Below are 17,632 nucleotides of genomic sequence, written 5' to 3'. Positions count from 1 at the left end.
TCAAGGTGTTTTTCACCACACCAGGGTAATATGCACCATGCTTGAAAACCCCGTGCTCGCAGACCTGGCCACCGACCTGCCGCAGGCCGTGCGCCTGCAGCGGCTGGCGGCCCACCTGCGGGCGCGCTTTCGCTGCGGGGCCGTGGCGCTGCTGCAGCTGGAGGCTGACCACCTGCGCCCCGTGGCGGTGGACGGGCTGGTGCCCGAAGCCCTGGGGCGGCGCTTTGCCGTCAGCCAGCACCCCCGGCTGGCGGCCATCCTGGCGCGCGGCGAGGTGACCTGCTTTCACCACGACAGCCAGCTGCCCGACCCGTACGACGGCCTGCTGGACACGCTGGTGGGCGAGCCCCTGCCCGTGCACGACTGCATGGGCACGCGCCTGGAGGTGGACGGCAAGCCCTGGGGCGTGCTCACCCTGGACGCCTTGCAGACCGGCACCTTCGGCGAAGACGCACGCGCCGCGCTGGCCGGCTACCGCGTGCTGGCCGAGGCCGCGGTGCGCATCTCCCGGCTGGAACGCGAGGTGCAGGCCCTGCGCACCACCCCGCCCCTGCGCGCTGGCGACGACGAGCGCGGCGCCGTCGGCGGCGACGCCGACCAGGAGATCGTGGGCCAGAGCGCCCCGCTGCTGCGCCTGCTGCACGAGCTGGATGTGGTGGCCGCCTCCGACCTGCCCGTGCTGCTGCTGGGCGAGACCGGGGTGGGCAAGGAACTGTTTGCGCGCCGGCTGCACCGCCAGTCGCCCCGCCGCAGCAAGCCGCTGGTGCATGTGAACTGCGCGGCCCTGCCCGAGTCGCTGGCGGAGAGCGAGCTGTTCGGCCATGTGCGCGGCGCGTTCTCCGGCGCCGTGACCGACCGCCCCGGCCGCTTCGAGGCCGCCGATGGCGGCACGCTGTTTCTGGACGAGGTGGGTGAGCTGCCCCTGCCCGTCCAGGCCAAGCTGCTGCGCACGCTGCAGAACGGCGAAATCCAGCGCCTGGGCGCCGACCGCCCCCGCCGCGTCCATGTCCGCGTGATCGCGGCCACCAACCGCAACCTGCGCGAGCAGGTGACGGCCGGGGCCTTCCGTGCCGACCTGTACCACCGCCTGTCGGTGTACCCCGTGCCCATCCCGCCGCTGCGCGAGCGGGGCAACGACGTGCTGCTGATCGCCGGCCGGTTCCTGGAGCTCAACCGCGCCCGGCTGGGCCTGCGCAGCCTGCGCCTGTCCAGCGCCGCCCAGGAGGCGCTGCGCCGCTATGCCTGGCCCGGCAACATCCGCGAGCTGGAACACGTGATCAGCCGCGCCGCCCTCAAGGCGCTGAGCCGCAGCGGGGTGAACCGGGCGGACATCGTGACGCTGGAGCCGGCGCTGCTCGACCTGGAGTCCAACACGGCCGTGCCCCCCGCGGCGGCTGGCGCCACCCCCGCGCGCCCGCCCGCGCCGCCCCCGCCGGCGGGCGAAACCGGCACGGCCCCCGGTCCCCTGCGGGACGTGGTGGACGCCTGCCAGCGCGCGCACATCAGCGCCGCGCTGGGCCGCTGCCAGGGCAACTGGGCCCAGGCCGCGCGGATGCTGGAGGTGGACGCCAGCAACCTGCACAAGCTGGCACGGCGGCTCGGGCTCAAGTAGTTTGCTACTATTTTTATAGCTTTTTGCGCTTGACTGGCGGGCGCCAGAGGCCATTTTTCTTCACAGACCTTCGCGGCGGCGGCGCGCTCCCGGGACTGGGCCACAATGGCGCCATGCTCACCCTCCAAGACATCCGCGACGCCGCCGCCCGCCTACAAGGCCAGGTGCTGGACACGCCCTGTGTGGAATCCAAGACGCTCTCGCAGATCGTGGGCGCGCAGGTGTTCCTGAAGTTTGAAAACCTGCAGTTCACCGCGTCGTTCAAGGAGCGCGGCGCCTACAACCGCCTCACGCAGCTGTCGGCCGACGAGCGGGCGCGGGGCGTGGTCGCCATGAGCGCGGGCAACCACGCGCAGGGCGTGGCCTACCACGCGCAGCGCCTGGGCCTGCGCGCGGTGATCGTGATGCCGCGCTTCACCCCGGGCGTGAAGGTGGAGCGCACGCGCGGCTTTGGCGCCGAGGTGGTTCTGCACGGCGACACGCTGGAGGAAGCGCGGCAGCACGCCTATGCGCTGGCCGAGCGCCAGGGCCTCACGTTCGTGCACCCCTACGACGATGAGGCCATCGCCGCCGGCCAGGGCACGGTGGCGCTGGAGATGCTGGCCGCGCAGCCGGATCTGGACACCCTGGTCATCGCCATCGGCGGCGGCGGCCTCATCGCCGGCATGGCCACGGCGGCCAAGGCCGTCAAGCCCGGCATCGAAGTGGTGGGCGTGCAGGCATCGCGCTTCCCCTCCATGGTCAACGCCGTGCGCCACACGCAGCACCCGCAAGGCACCTCCACCATTGCCGAAGGCATTGCCGTGGGCACGCCCGGCAAGATCACCCAGGAAGTGGTTGAGCGCCTGGTGGACGACCTGCTGCTGGTGGACGAAGGCGACATCGAGCAAGCCGTGCTGATGCTGCTGGAGATCGAGAAGACCCTGGTGGAAGGCGCGGGCGCCGCCGCGCTGGCGGCCCTGGTGCGGCACCCCGAGCGCTTTCGGGGCAAGCGGGTGGGGCTGGTGCTGTCGGGCGGCAACATCGACCCGCTGCTGCTGGCCGCCATCATCGAGCGCGGCATGGTGCGCTCCGGCCGCCTCGCGCGCATCAAGGTCAGTGCGCGGGACGTGCCGGGCGTGCTGGCCCGCATCACCGCCACCGTGGCCGACGCGGGCGCCAACATCGGGGAAGTGCACCACCAGCGCGCCTTCACGCTGCTGGCCGCGCAAAACGTCGAGATCGAACTGGTGCTGCAGACCCGCAGCAAGACCCACGTGCAAGAGGTGCTTGCCCAGCTGCGCAGCGCGGGCATGGAAGCCGTGCTGCTCTGAGCCGCAGGGCCAACGCCCTTTCGGGAACCCCGTGGGTCGCCATCGCCCCTCCCACTTCCTCCCGCAGGGCCGGCGCCCGGCGGGCTTGGCCGCCGGGACCCTGCACGGCTAGAATGCGCAAGTTTTGTTTCAAGCAAGCACCTGGAGACCGCCCATGTCCGACCCGACCACTGCCCATGCTTCCCCCGCGCCTTCGAACGACCCCGTGGAAAACGTGGTGCACGTCGTGCCCATGGTGCTGCCCGTGGTCGGCGGCATCATGATGCTGCTGCTGGCCTTCATCGCCGTGTACATGACCTGAGCGTCCGCCACCGCGCACGCCAGAAGCCAGAAAGAAGCCCCGCGCCGCGGGGTTTTTTTTCGCCCGCCGTCCCTCCAGCACATCCTTCCCCCGCCCCCACACCCCAAGGAGCCTTCCCATGAGACCCGGCCACGCCCTCGTTCTTTTTTCCGGCGGACAGGATTCCACCACCTGCCTGGCCTGGGCGCTTTCGCAGTTCGCCCGCGTGGAGACCATCGGTTTTGACTACGGCCAGCGCCACCACGTGGAACTGCAGGCCCGCCAGTCCGTGCTGGCGGGCCTGCGCGAGCAGTTCCCGCAATGGCGCGAGCGCCTGGGTGAAGACCACCTGCTGGACCTGTCCGTGCTGGGCCGCATCAGCGACACCGCGCTGACCCGCGAGACGGAGATCCAGATGACCACCGCCGGGCTGCCCAACACCTTCGTGCCCGGGCGCAACCTGCTGTTCTTCAACCTGGCCGCTGCCGTGGGCTACCGGCGCGGACTGCACACCCTGGTGGGCGGCATGTGCGAAACCGACTTCTCCGGCTACCCCGACTGCCGCGACGACACCCTCAAGGCCTTGCAGGTGGCCGTGTCGCTGGGCATGGGCCAGCGCTTCACGTTCGAGACGCCGCTGATGTGGCTGGACAAGGCCGCCACCTGGGAGCTGGCCCGCACCCTGGGCGGCGACGCGCTGGTGGAGCTGATCGTCACCGCCTCGCACACCTGCTACCACGGCGTGCGCGACACCTTGCACGCCTGGGGCTACGGCTGCGGCGAGTGCCCCGCCTGCGCATTGCGGCGCGCGGGATTCGAGCGGTGGCGGACAGGCAATGCCTCCTGAGCCTGCCCCGACGCACCAGGCTCAGGCACTCGTCCTGGGGCGGCCCTTCAGCACATAACCCTATGCATTTTTTGCATTATTTTCACCCCTGTCTGACAGACACGGCCGGGCTGGCTTCATAAAATTGACATCCCAGCCGACCCGCGGAATCCGTGGAACTAGCCCCTCCACCCGCGGGGCACCACCACGGCAGCCGCCCGCCGACTGAGCCACGAAGCCGTTTTCTCAAAGGCAGCGCTCAGCATCTGCACTCTGCGCCAGGCCTTGGCCGCCCCCGGGCGCTTCCTTTGAAAAGACCGTTTTCAACTTAGGAAGCTCCCGATGAACGCACCCACCATGCAGGGCCTGAAGCTCAACGCCCCCGCCTACGTCAAAAACGCCCGCCTGCTCGCCTGGGTGGCCGACATGGCCGCCCTGTGCAAGCCCGACACCATCTACTGGTGCGATGGCTCCAAGGAAGAGTACGACCGCCTGTGCCAACAGCTGGTCGATGCCGGCACCTTCAAGAAGCTCAACCCCGCCAAGCGCCCCGGCAGCTACCTGGCCTGCTCCGACCCGTCCGACGTGGCCCGCGTGGAAGACCGCACCTACATCTGCTCGGCCAAGAAGGAAGACGCCGGCCCCACCAACAACTGGATGGCCCCCGCTGAAATGCGCGCCACGCTGCAGCCCCTGTTCGACGGCTGCATGAAGGGCCGCACCATGTACGTGGTGCCGTTCAGCATGGGCCCGCTGGGCAGCCACATCGCCCACATCGGCGTGGAGCTCACGGACAGCGCCTACGTGGCCGTGAACCAGAAGCTCATGACCCGCATGGGCAAGGCCGTGTACGACGTGCTGGGCGTGGAGGGCGAGTTCGTGCCTTGCATGCACACCGTGGGCGCACCGCTGGCCGACGGCCAGAAGGACACGACCGCGTGGCCCTGCAACCCCAAGGTCAAGTACATCGTGCACTACCCCGAAACGCGCGAGATCTGGTCCTACGGCTCGGGCTACGGCGGCAACGCGCTGCTGGGCAAGAAGTGCCTGGCGCTGCGCATCGCCTCCACCATGGGCCGCGATCAGGGCTGGCTGGCCGAGCACATGCTCATCCTGGGCGTGACCAACCCCCAGGGCAAGAAGTACCACGTGGCGGCGGCCTTCCCGAGCGCCTGCGGCAAGACCAACTTCTCGATGCTGGTGCCTCCCGAAGCCGGCTTTGCGGGCTGGAAGGTCACCACCATCGGTGACGACATCGCCTGGATCAAGCCCCATGCCGACGGCAAGCTGTACGCCATCAACCCCGAAGCCGGCTACTTTGGCGTAGCCCCCGGCACCAACATGCACACCAACCCCAACTGCATGCGCAGCCTGGACAAGGACGTGATCTTCACCAACGTGGCGCTGACCGACGACGGCGACGTGTGGTGGGAAGGCATGGAAAAGGACACCGGCAAGGTGCCGGACCACCTGATCGACTGGCAAGGCAAGGACTGGACGCCCCAGATCGCCAAGGAAACCGGCGCCAAGGCCGCCCACCCCAACTCGCGCTTCACCGTGGCTGCCACCAACAACCCCGCGCTGGACGCGCAGTGGGATGACGCCAACGGCGTGGCCATCGACGCCTTCATCTTCGGCGGCCGCCGCTCCACCACCGTGCCGCTGGTGACCGAAGCCCGCACCTGGACGGAAGGCGTGTACATGGCCGCCACCATGGGCAGCGAAACCACCGCCGCCGCCTTCGGCGCCCAGGGCGTGGTGCGCCGCGACCCCTTCGCCATGCTGCCGTTCTGCGGCTACAACATGAGCGACTACTTCCAGCACTGGCTGAACATGGAAGGCAAGCTCGCCGCGACAGGCGCCACCCTGCCCAAGATCTTCTGCGTGAACTGGTTCCGCAAGGACGAAGCCGGCAAGTTTGTCTGGCCCGGCTACGGCGACAACATGCGCGTGCTCAAGTGGATGATCGACCGCATCGAAGGCCAGGCCACCGGCCAGGAAACGATGTTCGGCGTGGCGCCGCAGTATGCGGAAATCAACTGGACGGGCCTTGACTTCAGCGCCCAGCAGTTTGCCGCCGTCACCAGCATCGACAAGGCCGCCTGGGCCGACGAGTTTAAGCTGCACGACGCGCACTTTGCGCAGCTGGCCTACCACCTGCCCCAGGCCCTGCTGGACACCAAGGCCGCGCTGGAAAAGCGCCTGGCCGCCTGACCTGCCGGCGGTCCGGGCATGCCCTGCATGCCCGGGTTGCCGCAACCTCCCAGTCCTTTGATCCGCCCCTTCCCCGAAGGGGCGTTTTTTTGGGCGGGCCGCGGGAGATGTCCTTACCGGAGCACGCTGCACCGGCCCGCAGGCTGCCGATCCGGCCACGCCGCCAGGGTGTCTGCGCAAAAGCACAAAAGCCGCGGCACGCTTTCACGTACCACGGCTTTCAGGGGGTTGGAGGTGCGCGCCGCAGTCAGGACGGGCAGCGCGGCAGGCCTGCCGGATCAGTAGTACTTGCGAATGTCGTCCACCGTGGCAACGCCCATGGCGTGGTTCAACTCGGCCATGATGCGCGGGTCCTTGATGGCGACTTGCCAGGTGCGTTCGTCTTCGGCTGCGCGGCGGCGGCTCTCGGCCCAGGCGCGGGCCGTCGCCAGCAAGGCAGCGCCGGCTCGCCGGGCGGGCGCACTCAGCAGCGCCAGGGCGGCGAAGGCCACCAGCCACAGCACCATCCAGGCGGCCAGCAGGTGGCCTTCGCTCCAGGTATCGATCACTTGGTTGGCCACCACCAGCAGAGCCGACACGACAGCCGCCAGCAAGAGGGTGGCGGCGCCCCGGGCACCGTCAAAGTTCGCGGCCACGCCCTTCAGGGCTGCGGCGGCGTTTTCTGCACGCACTACGCCAGGGTGTTCGGTGGGGTAGTCAACGTGTACAAAGCTGGTCATTTTGGTTTCCCTTTTTTAACGCTTGTGGCGAAATTGCCGGGCGATGGCGAGATATTAGGGTTAACCCTGTATCTCTTCAAGTTTATATTTTGAATCATCGATATTCATAAAGATGATGAATACCGATGACCCCCCTGAACTTCCGTTCGCTCGACCTGAACCTGCTGCGGGTTTTTGATGAGGTCATGGCCGAGCGCAGCCTGACCCGCGCGGCACGCAAGCTGTCCCTCACCCAGCCCGCGGTGAGCAACGCCATGCGCCGGCTGCGCGACGCCCTGGGGGACGAACTGGTCGTGCGCAGCGGCCAGGGCGTGGAGCCTACGCCACGGGCGCTGGCGCTGTGGCCGCCTGTGCGCGAAGCGCTGGCCCACCTGCAGGACTCGCTGGCGCCCAGCCACTTCGACCCGGCCACGGCGGAGTCCACCTTTGTGCTGGCGATGGCCGATGCCACGGCCGCGACGCTCATCCCGGACCTGGTCCAGATCATCGAACGGGAGGCGCCCGGGATCTCGGTGCGGGTGCTGCCGCTGACCACCCGCGATCCGCGGAGCCAGCTCGACGAAGAGGCCGCGGACATGGCGGTGGGTTATTTCCCCGCGGCGCTGGCCGACCTCACGGCCCGTGCGCAATCCGGCGGCTCGGTCGTGTTCGAAAGCCGGCGCCTCTACGACGGCGAGTACGTGTGCGTCATGCGCCAGGGGCACCCCCTGGCCGACGCGCCACTGACCCTGGATGCCTACTGCGCGGCGCGCCACATGCTCGTGAGCTTTTCGGGCCGCCCCTTCGGGTTCATTGATGAAGCGCTGGCGTCGCTGGGGCGGGAACGCAAGGTGGTGATCACCGTCAACCAGTTCTTTACTGCGGGGCGCGTGGTGTCCGGCTCGGACCTGCTGACCGTGTTGCCGCGCCACTTTGTGCCTGTCACGGGGCTGGCACAGGCGCTGGTGCAACGCCCGCTGCCGCTGGATGTGCCGCCCGTGCATGTGGATGCGCTGTGGCGCCGGCGCGGCCCCCAGCAGGCGGCCATGACCTGGCTGCTGGGAGCACTCACCCGATCGGCGCGGCGGACATTCCCGCTGCCCTAGAAACCATGCACGGCCGGCAGGCCCTAGACTGCGGCAGCCATGAAGATCCAGCTGCTGTCCGACCTGCACCTTGAAGCCCATCCGCACTTCGTGCCCGAACCCGCGCCCGGCGCCGACGTGCTGGTGCTCGCCGGCGACATCGGCTCCTACCAGAGCGGGTCGCAGCTGCAGGACGCCGATTTTGGACTGGCCCGCTTTTCACCGCTGCCGCAGTGGGCAGGGTGGCCGACCCCCGTGCTGTTCGTGCCCGGCAACCATGAATATGACGCCCAGGATTTCGATGCCGCCCACCGCCGGCTGCGCGACACCTGCGAGCGCCTGGGCATTGCCTGGCTGGAGCGCGAGACCGTGCAGCTGGCAGGCGTGCGCTTCGTGGGGACCACGCTGTGGAGCGACTTCGATGCGCTGGCCGACCACGAAGGCTGTACCGACCTGGCGCGCCGCCTGAAACTGCGCGACAAGGCGTTTCGCGCGGCCAACTTTTACCTGCGCAAGACCGGCGGCACCCGCCACGCCGAGCCCTTTCTGGCCGAGGCTGTGCGCGAGCAGGCCCTGGTCTGCCAGCAATGGCTTGCCCAGGCGCTGGCGGTACCGTTCGGCGGCCCCACCGTGGCGGTCACGCATTTCGCGCCCAGCCTGCGCAGTGCCGATCCGCGCTACGGACTGGTGCCCGGCACGGCGGGCTTTTGCAATGCCCTGGATGCGCTGTTGCCGAGCGTGCAGCTTTGGCTGCACGGGCACCTGCACGCCCCCAGCGATTACACGGCCAGCGGCCAGCGCGGCGATGGCTCGGCCTGGCGCTGCCGCGTGGTGGCGAACCCGCTAGGGTATGCCCGCAAGGGCGAGCAGGCCGCCTTCCAGCCGCAGTGCTGCGTGGCCGTATGATCGCGGCGCGGAGCTTAGCGATCCTCTGCACGAATCGTCGCGCCGTGTACATCTGCGGTCCGGGTGGTCTGCTGCGTTTTGCGCCTTGCAGCCCCTCCCGATCCGCAGCGCACACTGTCCGCTCGATGCGTGCAGAGCATCCCTAGCGCCCCGCCGCGCAGACAGAACAGCCTGACACAGGTCAAGACAACAACGATCCGCGCACGGTAGTCTGACCCTTATCTTCCCGGAGAACCTCCATGAACATCCTGCTTGCTGTCGATGGCAGCGCCTACACCAAGAAAATGCTGGCTTACCTTGCCACCCACGAAGAACTGCTGGGCGAAAGCCACCAGTACACCGTGCTCACCGTGCAGGCCCCCCTGCCCGCACGCGCCCGCGCAGCGCTGGGCAAGGAAGTCGTCGACAACTACCACGCCGAAGAAGCGGAGAAAATCCTTGCGCCCGTGTGCAAGTTCCTGGGCCGCCACGGCGTGGAAGCCAAGCGCAGCGTCAAAGTGGGCCAAGTGGGCGAGACCATCGCCAAAGTGGCCGACGGCGGCAAGTTCGATCTGCTGGTGATGGGCTCGCACGGGCATGGCGCCCTCGCCACCCTGGTGATGGGATCGGTCACCACCCAGGTCCTGGCGAACAGCAAGGTGCCCCTGCTGATCGTCCGGTAACCTGCGCAGCCTCCCTGCCGAACCCTGCTCCGGCAGGGTTTTTTTTGCCCGGTTGAGATAGGGGGGTATGGTCGATCACGAACGTGCCGTCACGCCCCGATGCGGCCTGAACATTTGGACTCTGCCCGCCGTCAGATCCGCCAAAAAAGCCCGGCGTGCGGGCGGCGGGAAAGCAGCTAGCGCGCCGCCAGCCCGTCGAAACAGGTGCGCACCACCAGGTCCACGATCTCGGCGTCCGAGAACTGGCCGCTCTCCTTGAGGAAGCTCACCACCGGATCGCAGGCGCGGGCGTACAACGTGTAGAGCACCACCACCGGCGGCAAGGTGGGGTTGAGCACGCCCTGGGACTGTGCTTCGGTGATCCAGGCCCCGATCTGGTCGCTGACCGTGACCAGCCCGTTGAGGTAGTCCTTGTTGGCCATCAGCACCGCACGCAGGGTGGAGTTGCGGCTGGGCAGCAACGGCATCTCGTTGGTCAGCAAGCGCTCCAGGGACCAGCGCACCAGGGCCTGCAGCTTGTCGAGGGGCGGCATGCCGGCCGGCAGCTCGGCCAGGTAGCCCCGCACCCGCCCCAGGATCTGCACCATGGCGGCGCTGCACAGCTCCTCCTTGCTGCAGAAGTGCTTGTACAGGCTGGCCTTGGCAATGCCCACGGCGTTGGCCACATCGTCCATGGTCATGGCATCAAACGCCTTTTCGCCCAGGAGCTGGCACGTCGCCTGGAGGATGGCGTCCTCGCGGGCCTGGTGCATCTGTTCCTTGAACGAGACTTTGGGTGGCGATGTGGACATAGGCAGCATTTTATACAACACGGTAAAAATACAAATGGTCGAGTTGCTTTGCAACTACATCGTTCACGAAACAGTCATACACAATTGCCAGCCAGGGCGCCGTCACGCTGCGGGCGCTTCCAGCGTCTCGGCAGCCCGCGCCGTGAGCGCGGCGGTCAGCGCATCCAGCACGGCGGATTCCAGGTTCCAGCAATGCCAGTACAGCTGGATCGGCAGGGAACGGCCCGGCGCCAGGTTGACCATGCTGCCGTCGGCCAAGGCCTCGCGCGCCATCAGCTCGGGCATCACGCCCACGGCCCAGCCCGCGGCCACCGCGCGCATCTGGGCCTCGGACCCGGGCACGAAAAGGTGGTTGAGGGCCACCCGCTTGAGCCCGAACGCGCGGGCGACGAACTCCGCCGCCATGTCGTCCTTGCGGTTGAACGACAGGAATGCGACCTCGCGGAAGTTGTGCGGCGTCAGCCCCTGCGGAAGGTGCTGCTGGGCGTAGCTGCGGGAGGCCACGGCCACGTAGTGCATGGCGCCCAGCGGCACCATCTTGCAGCCCCGCAGGGCCTGCTTGAGGGTGGTGACGCAACCCAGCACCTGGCCTGAGCGCAGCCACTCCTGCGTGAAGTCCTGGTCGTCGACGATGATTTCCAGAGGCAGGCGCTGGCGCACGAGTTCGTGCAGCGCCCCCATGGCCCAGGTAGCGATGCTGTCCGCATTGATGGCGATGGAGATGCGCTCGTCCTCCCGGTTGCCGCCCGGGGCGCTGGGCGCCAGTTCATGCAGATCGCGCTCCAGGTCCGCCCGCAGCAGGCGCAGCTGCTTGGTGTGCTTGAGCAGCAGCTGCCCCGCCGAGGTCGGCCGAAGCGGCCGGCTGCGCACCACGAGCACCGAGCCCACCTGCGCCTCCAGTGCGCGCAGCCGCTGCGACACGGCCGACTGGGTCACGTTGAGCCGCTGGGCGGCCCGCTCGAAGCCGCCCTCCTCGATGATGGCGGCCAGGCATTCCAGGGCGGCGGGATCGTAGGTGCTCATGGGCGTTGCAAGGTAAAGACGGAGGGGCGAATCAAGAGCTTGATAAGCAGTCCTGATGTTTTTGCATTAAGTTTAATTTTGCTTTTACTGGAAAGCAATGTGGCGCACACTGCGGCCCCATGAAAACCATCGTTTTAGGCGCCGGCATCATCGGCATCAGCACGGCGTGGCACCTGCTTGAGCGGGGCCACGAGGTCATTGTGGTGGACCGGCAGCCCGACGCGGCGCTGGAAACCAGTTTTGCGAATGCCGCACAGATTTCGGTGAGCTATTGCGAACCCTGGGCCAACCGCGAAGCCCCGCTGAAGGCGCTCAAGTGGATGTTCGACCAGGAAGCCCCGCTGCTGTTTCGCCCGCAGATGGATTGGCAGCAGTGGCGCTGGGGCCTGCAGTTCCTTGCGCAGTGCAATGACGCCGCATTCGAGCGCAATGTGGCGCAGATCGTGGCCCTGGGTGCCTACAGCCATGCGGCGCTCAAGGACCTTGTCCATGCCACGGGCATCGAATACAACCGCCTTGAACGCGGCATCGCCCACTTCTATACCGACCAGAAGTCCTTTGACGCTGCAGCGCATGCGGTGGAGGTGATGCGCCGCCACGGCGTGCAGCGCCGCCTGGTCAGCCGTGACGAGCTGCTGCAGATCGAGCCGGCGTTCAAGGCCTATGGCGACAAGATCACCGGCGGCACCTATACCAGCACCGACGAGAGCGGTGATGCGCGGGTCTTCACGCAAGAACTGGCGCGCCGCTGCGCCGCCCGGGGCGTGCAGTTCCTGTACGAGCACGATGTGCTGCGCCTCAACAAAGTTGGCGACGCTATCGATTCAGTAGCTATTGCCGCCCGCCAGCCAAGCGCCAGAGGCCAAAGAGAGCAAATCCTGAAGGCCGATGCCATCGTCGTCGCCTGCGGCACCTACAGCGCGCCGCTGCTGCGCAGCGTGGGCGTGGACCTGCCCATCTACCCCGGCAAAGGCTACAGCGCCACGTTCCCGCTGCTGCGCCCCGAGGGCGCGCCCATGGTCTCCACCATCGACGACGGCAAGAAGATCGCAATGAGCCGCCTGGGCAACTATCTGCGCGTGGCGGGCACCATCGAGCTCAACGGCTGGGACCTGACGCTGGACAGCAGCCTCGCCCGAGCACGCTGCCACATGCTCTCGCGCCGCATCGAGTCCATCCTGCCCGGCGTGTGCGACACCCGCACGCCCGAGGAAGGCGGCAATCCGCAGTACTGGACGGGCCTGCGCCCGGCCACGCCCACGAACATCCCCTTCATCGGCCGCACGCCGGTGGGCAAGCTGTGGGTGAACGCCGGCCATGGCACGCTGGGCTGGACGCATGGCGCCGGCTCGGGCAAGGCCCTGGCCGAACTCATCAGCGGCGAACAGCCGGCGATGAACTTCGGCTTCCTGGGCCACGGCAGCCCCGCTCGCCGCGCGCCCGGCACGGCCCTCGCGGCCTGAACCTGAGAATAGGGCCCAGGCCGTGCAGGCGGCAGGCCCTTCGCCCGCCGCCGCTCTTCAGGTGGCCAGCGCAAGCCCGCCGTCCACCCGCTGGCTCTGCCCGTTGATGTAGCCGGCGCCGTCCGAAGCCAGGAAGGCAATCGTCGCGGCCACCTCAGCAGCCTGGCCATAGCGCTGCAGGGGCACCGTGGCGCGGAACTCCTCGTGCGCGGACGCAGCGTCGATCCAGCCCGGCAGCACGTTGTTCATGCGGATGTTGTGGCGGGAATAGCTGTCCACAAAAATCCGCGTGAAAGAAGCCAGTCCCGCCCGGACCAGGGCCGCGGTGGGGAAGAGCGCGCTCGGGTCCACCGCCCACCCCGACGAGAGATTCACGATCACCCCGCCCTGCGGCTGTTGCTGCTGCATGAGCGGCGCCACCAGCCGGGTGGGCCGGACCACGCTGTGCAAATAGGTGTCCGCGCCCGCCATCCACCGCTCATCCGACAGGGCCAGCAGCGGCGCACGCGGCCCGTGGCCGGTGCTGTTGACGAGCACATCCACCCGCCCCCAGCGCGCCATCGCCAGGTCCACCAGGCGGCCCAGGTCTTCGAGCGACTGGCTGGAGCCGGTGACGCTGAGCCCCCCAGCTCGCAGGCCAGTTCCTCCCCACGGCCCGATGACGACAAGATGCCCACCCGAAAGCCGTCCTCCGCCAGACGGCGCGCTGCCGCGGCCGCGATGCCCATGCCACCGGCGGTGACCAACGCTACTTTTTCTACTGCCATTCCCATTGCTCCTCACTGCTTCTTTGCTGCCCATCGGCACCCGGGAATTGTTCCGCAGCTGGCCAGCTTTCGGGGGACCGGAAGCAGCAGACTTCGTGCTCCTATTCAGTAGAAAATCTACACCCATGAGTCCCTCCCTTGATCGCCTGCCCTCCCTGAACGCCCTGCGCGCATTCGAGGCGGCAAGCCGCCATCTCAACTTTCGGCTGGCGGGCCTGGAACTGGGGGTGACCCAGGGCGCCGTGGCCCAGCAGATCCGGGCGCTGGAGGCCGAGCTGGGGCTGAAGCTGTTCGAGCGGCACCCACGCACGCTGGCGCTCACGCACAACGGCCAGCGCTATGCCATCGGCGTGCGGCGCTCGTTCGACCTGCTGGCCGAAGCCACCCGGAGCCTGCGGCCCGAGCCCCAGCACGCCACCGTCAGCGTTACGCCCACCTTTGCCACCAAATGGCTCATCCCCCGGCTGGCCGACTACACGCGGCTGCACCCCGGCACCGACCTGCGCATCCTGGCCACGGAACGGCTGTCGCACTTCCACACCGAAGCCATCGACCTGGCCGTCCGCTATGGCCGCCCGCCCTTCGGTCCGGGCCTGGTGGCGGACCTCCTGTTCGAGGAGTGCTTGGTGGCCGTCGCCAGTCCGCAGCTGCTGCACAGCTGCGGCCCGGCCCAGACGGTCGCCGACCTGGGCCGCTACGTGCTGCTGCACGACTCGCAGTCCGCCTGGGCCGACTACCTCGGCCGCCTGACCCACGCTGCAGCGCCACCGCACGCGCAGGGCCAGGTGCCGGCCCCCGGAGCTGCGCCGCCGCCAGCCCTCTGGTTCAACCAGACCACCCTCGCGATCGATGCCGCCCTGACCGGCCAGGGCGTCGCCTTGGTGCAAAAGGAGTTTGTCGCCCCAGACCTTTGCGCCGGCCGGCTGGCCAAGGTGTGGGACGAAGAAGTCCACACGGGCGCGGGCTACTACCTGGTGTCGCCCCGCAAGCAGCGCGCGCCCGAGGTCGTTGCGGGGGTGAAAGCCTGGCTGCTGGGCCAGGTGGCCGCTTGAACCGCCCCGCCCACGCACGCCCCGCGGCCCTACCGGGGCAGCGCTACGATGGCGCCATGACCCCATCCACCGCCGCACACTACCTCTTTCTCACCACGTCCACCCGTGAACCGGGCCACACCGGCAACACGGAATGGCTGGCACGCCAGGCCGCTGCTGCGCTGCCGGCCGGCACCCCGCAGACCTGGCACTCCCTGGCGCAGATGCAGCTGCCGCCCTTTGTCGACCGGCGCCACACCACGGGCACCTATGCACCGCCCGAAGGGGATCTGAAGACCCTGCTGGACACCACGCTGGCGGCCACGCACATCGTCTTCGTCTCGCCGGTCTACTGGTACAGCCTTCCCGCGCCCCTGAAAACCTACCTGGACCACTGGAGCGCCTGGCTGCGGGTGCCCGGCCTGGCGTTCAAGGAACAGATGGGTGCCAAGACGCTGTCGCTCATCACCACCAGCGGCGACCGCGCCAAGGCCCAGCCCATGATCGACTCCGTGGCGCTGTGCGCGCAGTTCCTGGCCATGCGGTGGGGCGGAGCCCTCTGGGGCAAGGGCGGCGCGCCCGGCGCCGTGCAGGCGGACACACCAGCGTTGGAGGCGGCCAGCAGCTTTCTGCTCCCTCCCCGCTGACCGGCCCGGCGAGCCCGAGAGGCACGCGGCGCGACGATTCGTGGCGAGGATCCTTAGAACGCCCTGGCGCCACGCAACACAAGAATGCCCAGCCATTCGTGCAGCGCCAGGCTGCTGTCGACCAGGGCCGATGCGCGCGGCAGCAAGCGCTGCAGCCGGGAACCGGCCGGGGGCACAAAGCCCATCGGCGCGGGATAGACCTCAAGGCCCTGCCGGCGGAACAGGTGGGCGGCGCGCACCATGTGCCAGCCGTGGGTGACCAGGGCGATGCGTTGGACGCCGGCGGCTTGCAGCACGGGCGCGGACAGCGCCGCATTGCCTTGCGTGTCCAGCGCCTGGACTTCCGTCCACCGCACGCGCCCGCGCAGCTCGCGCTCGGCCACGTCCTTCATGGCCAGCGCCTCGGGGCGGGCGCCCCCCAGCGCACCGCCCGTGGCCAGCAGCGGCAGGCCGGTTTGCCGCTGCAAGGCCACGGCATACCGCAGCCGTTCCCGCGCACCCCGGGCCAGGAGGTCGGGGCCGTTCTCGGGCGCCAGGGAATCGGGCCCGCCCCCCAGCACCACGATGGCCTGGGCCCGGGCCAGCTGCTCGGGCGTGATGGGCGGGTAGCGCTCCAGGCTGCGCACCAGGGCGTCCGAAACCGGCGGCCACGACAGCACCAGCACGGACAGCAGCGACAGCACCGCCATGGACAAGCCCGTGCGCCGGTAACGCCGCGCGATCCACAGGCCGACAAGCGCGAGCAGGATGCTGAGCACCGGCGGCATCAGCAGCGCGGAGACGGTCTTCTTGACGACAAACCACATACAGGAACGAGCCAAACGGGGAGCGCGCGCTCCGGGGGAGGTGGGAAACAGATCAGTGCAGCACCCGCGGACGGGCCAGGAACTCCAGCAGCGCGGCGTCAAAGCTGTCGGGGTCTTCCAGCTGAGGCCAGTGGCCGACGTGCGGCAGGCGCAGGTATTCCGCATCCGGCAGCACCTGGGCCAGGGCCTGCAATGCGGCCGGCGGCGTGCAGCGGTCGCCGTCGCCGCCCACCAGCAGCGTGGGCACATGCAGTCGCGCCAGCACCGCAGCCCCGCGGTCGAACGAGGTCAGCGCCTCCAGGGCGCGCCGGTAGGCGCCCGGGTACACCTGCGACAGTGCGTGGCTGGCCAGCCGCACGCCTTCCGGCAGGGCTCCCGTGCCGATGAAGCGCGGCACCAGGGTTTCGGCCAGCTGCTGCATGCCGCCGCCCGCCTCCAGCGCCTGCAGGGCTTGCAGCCGGGGCGCCACCCAGTCTTCGGCCGCCTGCGCGTCCAGGGCGGGCCCGCCGGCGCACAGCACCAGCCGCCGCACCTGCGCGGGCCTGCGCACCGCAGCCTCCAGAGCCACCATCGCGCCCATGCCATGCCCCACCAGCGCCACCGGTCCGGCCTGCAGCGCATCGGCCAGCGCCAGGCAGCTTTCCGCCAGCGCCTTGAAGGTGTAGGGCTCGATGGGGGCACTGCGGCCGTAGCCCGGCATGTCCCAGGCCACGGCCCGGTACCCTGCGCTGGCCAGCGTCTCCACCTGGGGCGCAAACGTGAGGTGGTCGCCGTCGGCGTCGTGCAGCATGAGCACGGTGGGGCCCGATCCGAGGGTCGTGAATGTGGGGAGAAGGGCCATGCAAGGAACCAGCAGTGGAGGTAAGGGGACGCCGCCTTCAGAACACATCGCGCCTGAAACCCCTCGGCAGCGCAAAGGCGGGGGGCGCCCGATAATAGTTGCATCCCTTCCTGCCGCCGCTGCGCGCGCCGCGTGCCTTTTTGTGAACCGTCCCACCCACCGCCCCGTCCTGGCCCTGCCGCCCAGTTTCTCCACCCGCGAGTTCCGCGACGCGCTGGGGATGTTTGCCACGGGCGTGACCATCGTCACCGCCCGCACGGCGGACGGGCGCCTGGTGGGGCTGACGGCCAGCTCCTTCAACTCGGTCTCGCTGGAGCCCCCGCTCGTGCTCTGGAGCCTGTCCCACGGCGCCAGCACCCTGCCCACCTTCGCCGATGGCTCGCACTACGCCATCCATGTGCTCGCCGCGGACCAGAAGGGCCTGGCCGAGCGCTTTGCCACGCGGGGCATCGACCGCTGGGCGGGGCTGGAACACCGCCCTGGCGTCAGTGGCGCCCCGCTGCTGGCGGGCGCAGCTGCCACGTTCGAGTGCTTCAACCGCAGCCAGTACCAGGAAGGCGACCACACCATCTTCGTGGGCGAGGTGGAGCGCTGCGAACACCGCGAGGGCGTGTCGCCCCTGCTCTACCACGGCGGCAAGTTCTACACCGAGCACCCGCTGTAGCCG

Annotated in this window: 17 protein-coding genes and 1 pseudogene; 12 read left to right on the top strand and 6 right to left on the bottom strand. The window is 68.8% G+C overall.

Annotated features, from left to right (window positions below; translation table 11 throughout):
* The first annotated feature begins 37 nt into the window (after positions 1 to 37).
* From norR to ACOYR3_RS01520, 5 genes are all read left to right on the top strand, one after another.
* Complete coding sequence (gene norR, locus ACOYR3_RS01540) at positions 38 to 1,612, top strand: nitric oxide reductase transcriptional regulator NorR (RefSeq protein ID WP_422844776.1); 1,575 nt, start codon at positions 38 to 40, stop codon at positions 1,610 to 1,612.
* A gap of 113 nt (positions 1,613 to 1,725) precedes the next feature.
* On the top strand, positions 1,726 to 2,925 hold the full coding sequence (locus ACOYR3_RS01535) for a threonine ammonia-lyase (RefSeq protein WP_422844775.1): 1,200 nt from the start codon (positions 1,726 to 1,728) through the stop codon (positions 2,923 to 2,925).
* Positions 2,926 to 3,079: 154 nt separating this feature from the next.
* The gene (locus ACOYR3_RS01530) at positions 3,080 to 3,226 is read left to right on the top strand and encodes a hypothetical protein (protein ID WP_422844774.1); all 147 of its coding nucleotides are present in this window, start codon (positions 3,080 to 3,082) and stop codon (positions 3,224 to 3,226) included.
* Between the two features lie 118 nt (positions 3,227 to 3,344).
* On the top strand, positions 3,345 to 4,052 hold the full coding sequence (gene queC / locus ACOYR3_RS01525) for a 7-cyano-7-deazaguanine synthase QueC (RefSeq protein ID WP_422844773.1): 708 nt from the start codon (positions 3,345 to 3,347) through the stop codon (positions 4,050 to 4,052).
* A gap of 321 nt (positions 4,053 to 4,373) precedes the next feature.
* Positions 4,374 to 6,245, top strand: coding sequence for a phosphoenolpyruvate carboxykinase (GTP) (locus tag ACOYR3_RS01520; protein ID WP_422844772.1), 1,872 nt, complete (start codon positions 4,374 to 4,376; stop codon positions 6,243 to 6,245).
* A 278-nt stretch (positions 6,246 to 6,523) separates the two neighbouring features.
* On the opposite strand, the gene ACOYR3_RS01515 is transcribed toward ACOYR3_RS01520, so the two are convergent.
* Positions 6,524 to 6,964: a hypothetical protein gene (locus ACOYR3_RS01515; protein ID WP_422844771.1), complete on the bottom strand. Its 441-nt coding sequence runs from the start codon at positions 6,962 to 6,964 to the stop codon at positions 6,524 to 6,526.
* A gap of 125 nt (positions 6,965 to 7,089) precedes the next feature.
* Here ACOYR3_RS01515 and ACOYR3_RS01510 point away from each other — a divergent pair, with 125 nt between their 5' ends.
* The 3 genes from ACOYR3_RS01510 to ACOYR3_RS01500 all read left to right on the top strand — a co-directional run bounded on the left by ACOYR3_RS01510 (position 7,090) and on the right by ACOYR3_RS01500 (position 9,596).
* Positions 7,090 to 8,049 (top strand): LysR family transcriptional regulator, encoded by a 960-nt coding sequence (locus ACOYR3_RS01510; RefSeq protein ID WP_422844770.1) that lies wholly within the window; start codon positions 7,090 to 7,092, stop codon positions 8,047 to 8,049.
* A gap of 39 nt (positions 8,050 to 8,088) precedes the next feature.
* Positions 8,089 to 8,934 carry a metallophosphoesterase gene (locus ACOYR3_RS01505; RefSeq protein WP_422844769.1) on the top strand — a complete coding sequence of 282 codons (846 nt, stop codon included), beginning with the start codon at positions 8,089 to 8,091 and terminating at the stop codon, positions 8,932 to 8,934.
* Positions 8,935 to 9,173: 239 nt separating this feature from the next.
* Positions 9,174 to 9,596, top strand: a complete 423-nt coding sequence (locus ACOYR3_RS01500; protein ID WP_291485566.1) for a universal stress protein — start codon at positions 9,174 to 9,176, stop codon at positions 9,594 to 9,596.
* A gap of 176 nt (positions 9,597 to 9,772) precedes the next feature.
* Here the strand turns inward: ACOYR3_RS01500 and ACOYR3_RS01495 are convergent, their stop codons facing one another.
* Together ACOYR3_RS01495 and ACOYR3_RS01490 are read right to left on the bottom strand one after the other, a co-directional pair.
* The gene (locus tag ACOYR3_RS01495; protein WP_422844768.1) at positions 9,773 to 10,387 is read right to left on the bottom strand and encodes a TetR/AcrR family transcriptional regulator; all 615 of its coding nucleotides are present in this window, start codon (positions 10,385 to 10,387) and stop codon (positions 9,773 to 9,775) included.
* Between the two features lie 102 nt (positions 10,388 to 10,489).
* On the bottom strand, positions 10,490 to 11,410 hold the full coding sequence (locus ACOYR3_RS01490) for a LysR family transcriptional regulator ArgP (RefSeq protein ID WP_291485562.1): 921 nt from the start codon (positions 11,408 to 11,410) through the stop codon (positions 10,490 to 10,492).
* A 119-nt stretch (positions 11,411 to 11,529) separates the two neighbouring features.
* On the opposite strand from ACOYR3_RS01490, the gene ACOYR3_RS01485 reads away from it, so the two are divergent.
* On the top strand, positions 11,530 to 12,873 hold the full coding sequence (locus tag ACOYR3_RS01485) for a D-amino acid dehydrogenase (protein ID WP_422844767.1): 1,344 nt from the start codon (positions 11,530 to 11,532) through the stop codon (positions 12,871 to 12,873).
* Positions 12,874 to 12,930: 57 nt separating this feature from the next.
* Here ACOYR3_RS01485 and ACOYR3_RS01480 read toward each other — a convergent pair.
* A pseudogene (locus ACOYR3_RS01480) lies at positions 12,931 to 13,640 on the bottom strand (SDR family oxidoreductase).
* A 125-nt stretch (positions 13,641 to 13,765) separates the two neighbouring features.
* Between ACOYR3_RS01480 and ACOYR3_RS01475 the strand changes: the two are divergent.
* Both ACOYR3_RS01475 and ACOYR3_RS01470 read left to right on the top strand, forming a co-directional pair.
* Entirely contained in the window at positions 13,766 to 14,692 is a 927-nt protein-coding gene (locus tag ACOYR3_RS01475) for a LysR substrate-binding domain-containing protein (RefSeq protein WP_422844766.1), read from the top strand.
* 56 nt (positions 14,693 to 14,748) lie between these two features.
* On the top strand, positions 14,749 to 15,318 hold the full coding sequence (locus ACOYR3_RS01470; RefSeq protein WP_422844765.1) for a flavodoxin family protein: 570 nt from the start codon (positions 14,749 to 14,751) through the stop codon (positions 15,316 to 15,318).
* Positions 15,319 to 15,371: 53 nt separating this feature from the next.
* On the opposite strand, the gene ACOYR3_RS01465 is transcribed toward ACOYR3_RS01470, so the two are convergent.
* Together ACOYR3_RS01465 and ACOYR3_RS01460 are read right to left on the bottom strand one after the other, a co-directional pair.
* Complete coding sequence (locus ACOYR3_RS01465; RefSeq protein WP_422844764.1) at positions 15,372 to 16,124, bottom strand: YdcF family protein; 753 nt, start codon at positions 16,122 to 16,124, stop codon at positions 15,372 to 15,374.
* Between the two features lie 52 nt (positions 16,125 to 16,176).
* Positions 16,177 to 16,965 (bottom strand): alpha/beta fold hydrolase, encoded by a 789-nt coding sequence (locus ACOYR3_RS01460; RefSeq protein ID WP_422844763.1) that lies wholly within the window; start codon positions 16,963 to 16,965, stop codon positions 16,177 to 16,179.
* 142 nt (positions 16,966 to 17,107) lie between these two features.
* Here ACOYR3_RS01460 and ACOYR3_RS01455 point away from each other — a divergent pair, with 142 nt between their 5' ends.
* Positions 17,108 to 17,629: a flavin reductase family protein gene (locus ACOYR3_RS01455; RefSeq protein WP_422844762.1), complete on the top strand. Its 522-nt coding sequence runs from the start codon at positions 17,108 to 17,110 to the stop codon at positions 17,627 to 17,629.
* Positions 17,630 to 17,632: the final 3 nt, after the last annotated feature.

The sequence above is a fragment of the Acidovorax sp. M2(2025) genome (genome assembly GCF_049330835.1).
GTDB lineage: Bacteria > Pseudomonadota > Gammaproteobacteria > Burkholderiales > Burkholderiaceae_C > Acidovorax.
Note: the sequence above shows the minus strand (reverse complement) of the source record. Positions and strands in the feature narration are given on the sequence as shown.

What these genes read in the sequence shown, in the direction of transcription:
- norR (WP_422844776.1), top strand. Translation starts at nt 38, where the DNA reads ATGCTTGAAAACCCCGTGCTCGCAGACCTGGCCACCGACCTGCCGCAG.
- ACOYR3_RS01535 (WP_422844775.1), top strand. Translation starts at nt 1,726, where the DNA reads ATGCTCACCCTCCAAGACATCCGCGACGCCGCCGCCCGCCTACAAGGC.
- ACOYR3_RS01530 (WP_422844774.1), top strand. Translation starts at nt 3,080, where the DNA reads ATGTCCGACCCGACCACTGCCCATGCTTCCCCCGCGCCTTCGAACGAC.
- queC (WP_422844773.1), top strand. Translation starts at nt 3,345, where the DNA reads ATGAGACCCGGCCACGCCCTCGTTCTTTTTTCCGGCGGACAGGATTCC.
- ACOYR3_RS01520 (WP_422844772.1), top strand. Translation starts at nt 4,374, where the DNA reads ATGAACGCACCCACCATGCAGGGCCTGAAGCTCAACGCCCCCGCCTAC.
- ACOYR3_RS01515 (WP_422844771.1), bottom strand. Translation starts at nt 6,964, where the DNA reads ATGACCAGCTTTGTACACGTTGACTACCCCACCGAACACCCTGGCGTA.
- ACOYR3_RS01510 (WP_422844770.1), top strand. Translation starts at nt 7,090, where the DNA reads ATGACCCCCCTGAACTTCCGTTCGCTCGACCTGAACCTGCTGCGGGTT.
- ACOYR3_RS01505 (WP_422844769.1), top strand. Translation starts at nt 8,089, where the DNA reads ATGAAGATCCAGCTGCTGTCCGACCTGCACCTTGAAGCCCATCCGCAC.
- ACOYR3_RS01500 (WP_291485566.1), top strand. Translation starts at nt 9,174, where the DNA reads ATGAACATCCTGCTTGCTGTCGATGGCAGCGCCTACACCAAGAAAATG.
- ACOYR3_RS01495 (WP_422844768.1), bottom strand. Translation starts at nt 10,387, where the DNA reads ATGTCCACATCGCCACCCAAAGTCTCGTTCAAGGAACAGATGCACCAG.
- ACOYR3_RS01490 (WP_291485562.1), bottom strand. Translation starts at nt 11,410, where the DNA reads ATGAGCACCTACGATCCCGCCGCCCTGGAATGCCTGGCCGCCATCATC.
- ACOYR3_RS01485 (WP_422844767.1), top strand. Translation starts at nt 11,530, where the DNA reads ATGAAAACCATCGTTTTAGGCGCCGGCATCATCGGCATCAGCACGGCG.
- ACOYR3_RS01475 (WP_422844766.1), top strand. Translation starts at nt 13,766, where the DNA reads ATGAGTCCCTCCCTTGATCGCCTGCCCTCCCTGAACGCCCTGCGCGCA.
- ACOYR3_RS01470 (WP_422844765.1), top strand. Translation starts at nt 14,749, where the DNA reads ATGACCCCATCCACCGCCGCACACTACCTCTTTCTCACCACGTCCACC.
- ACOYR3_RS01465 (WP_422844764.1), bottom strand. Translation starts at nt 16,124, where the DNA reads ATGTGGTTTGTCGTCAAGAAGACCGTCTCCGCGCTGCTGATGCCGCCG.
- ACOYR3_RS01460 (WP_422844763.1), bottom strand. Translation starts at nt 16,965, where the DNA reads ATGGCCCTTCTCCCCACATTCACGACCCTCGGATCGGGCCCCACCGTG.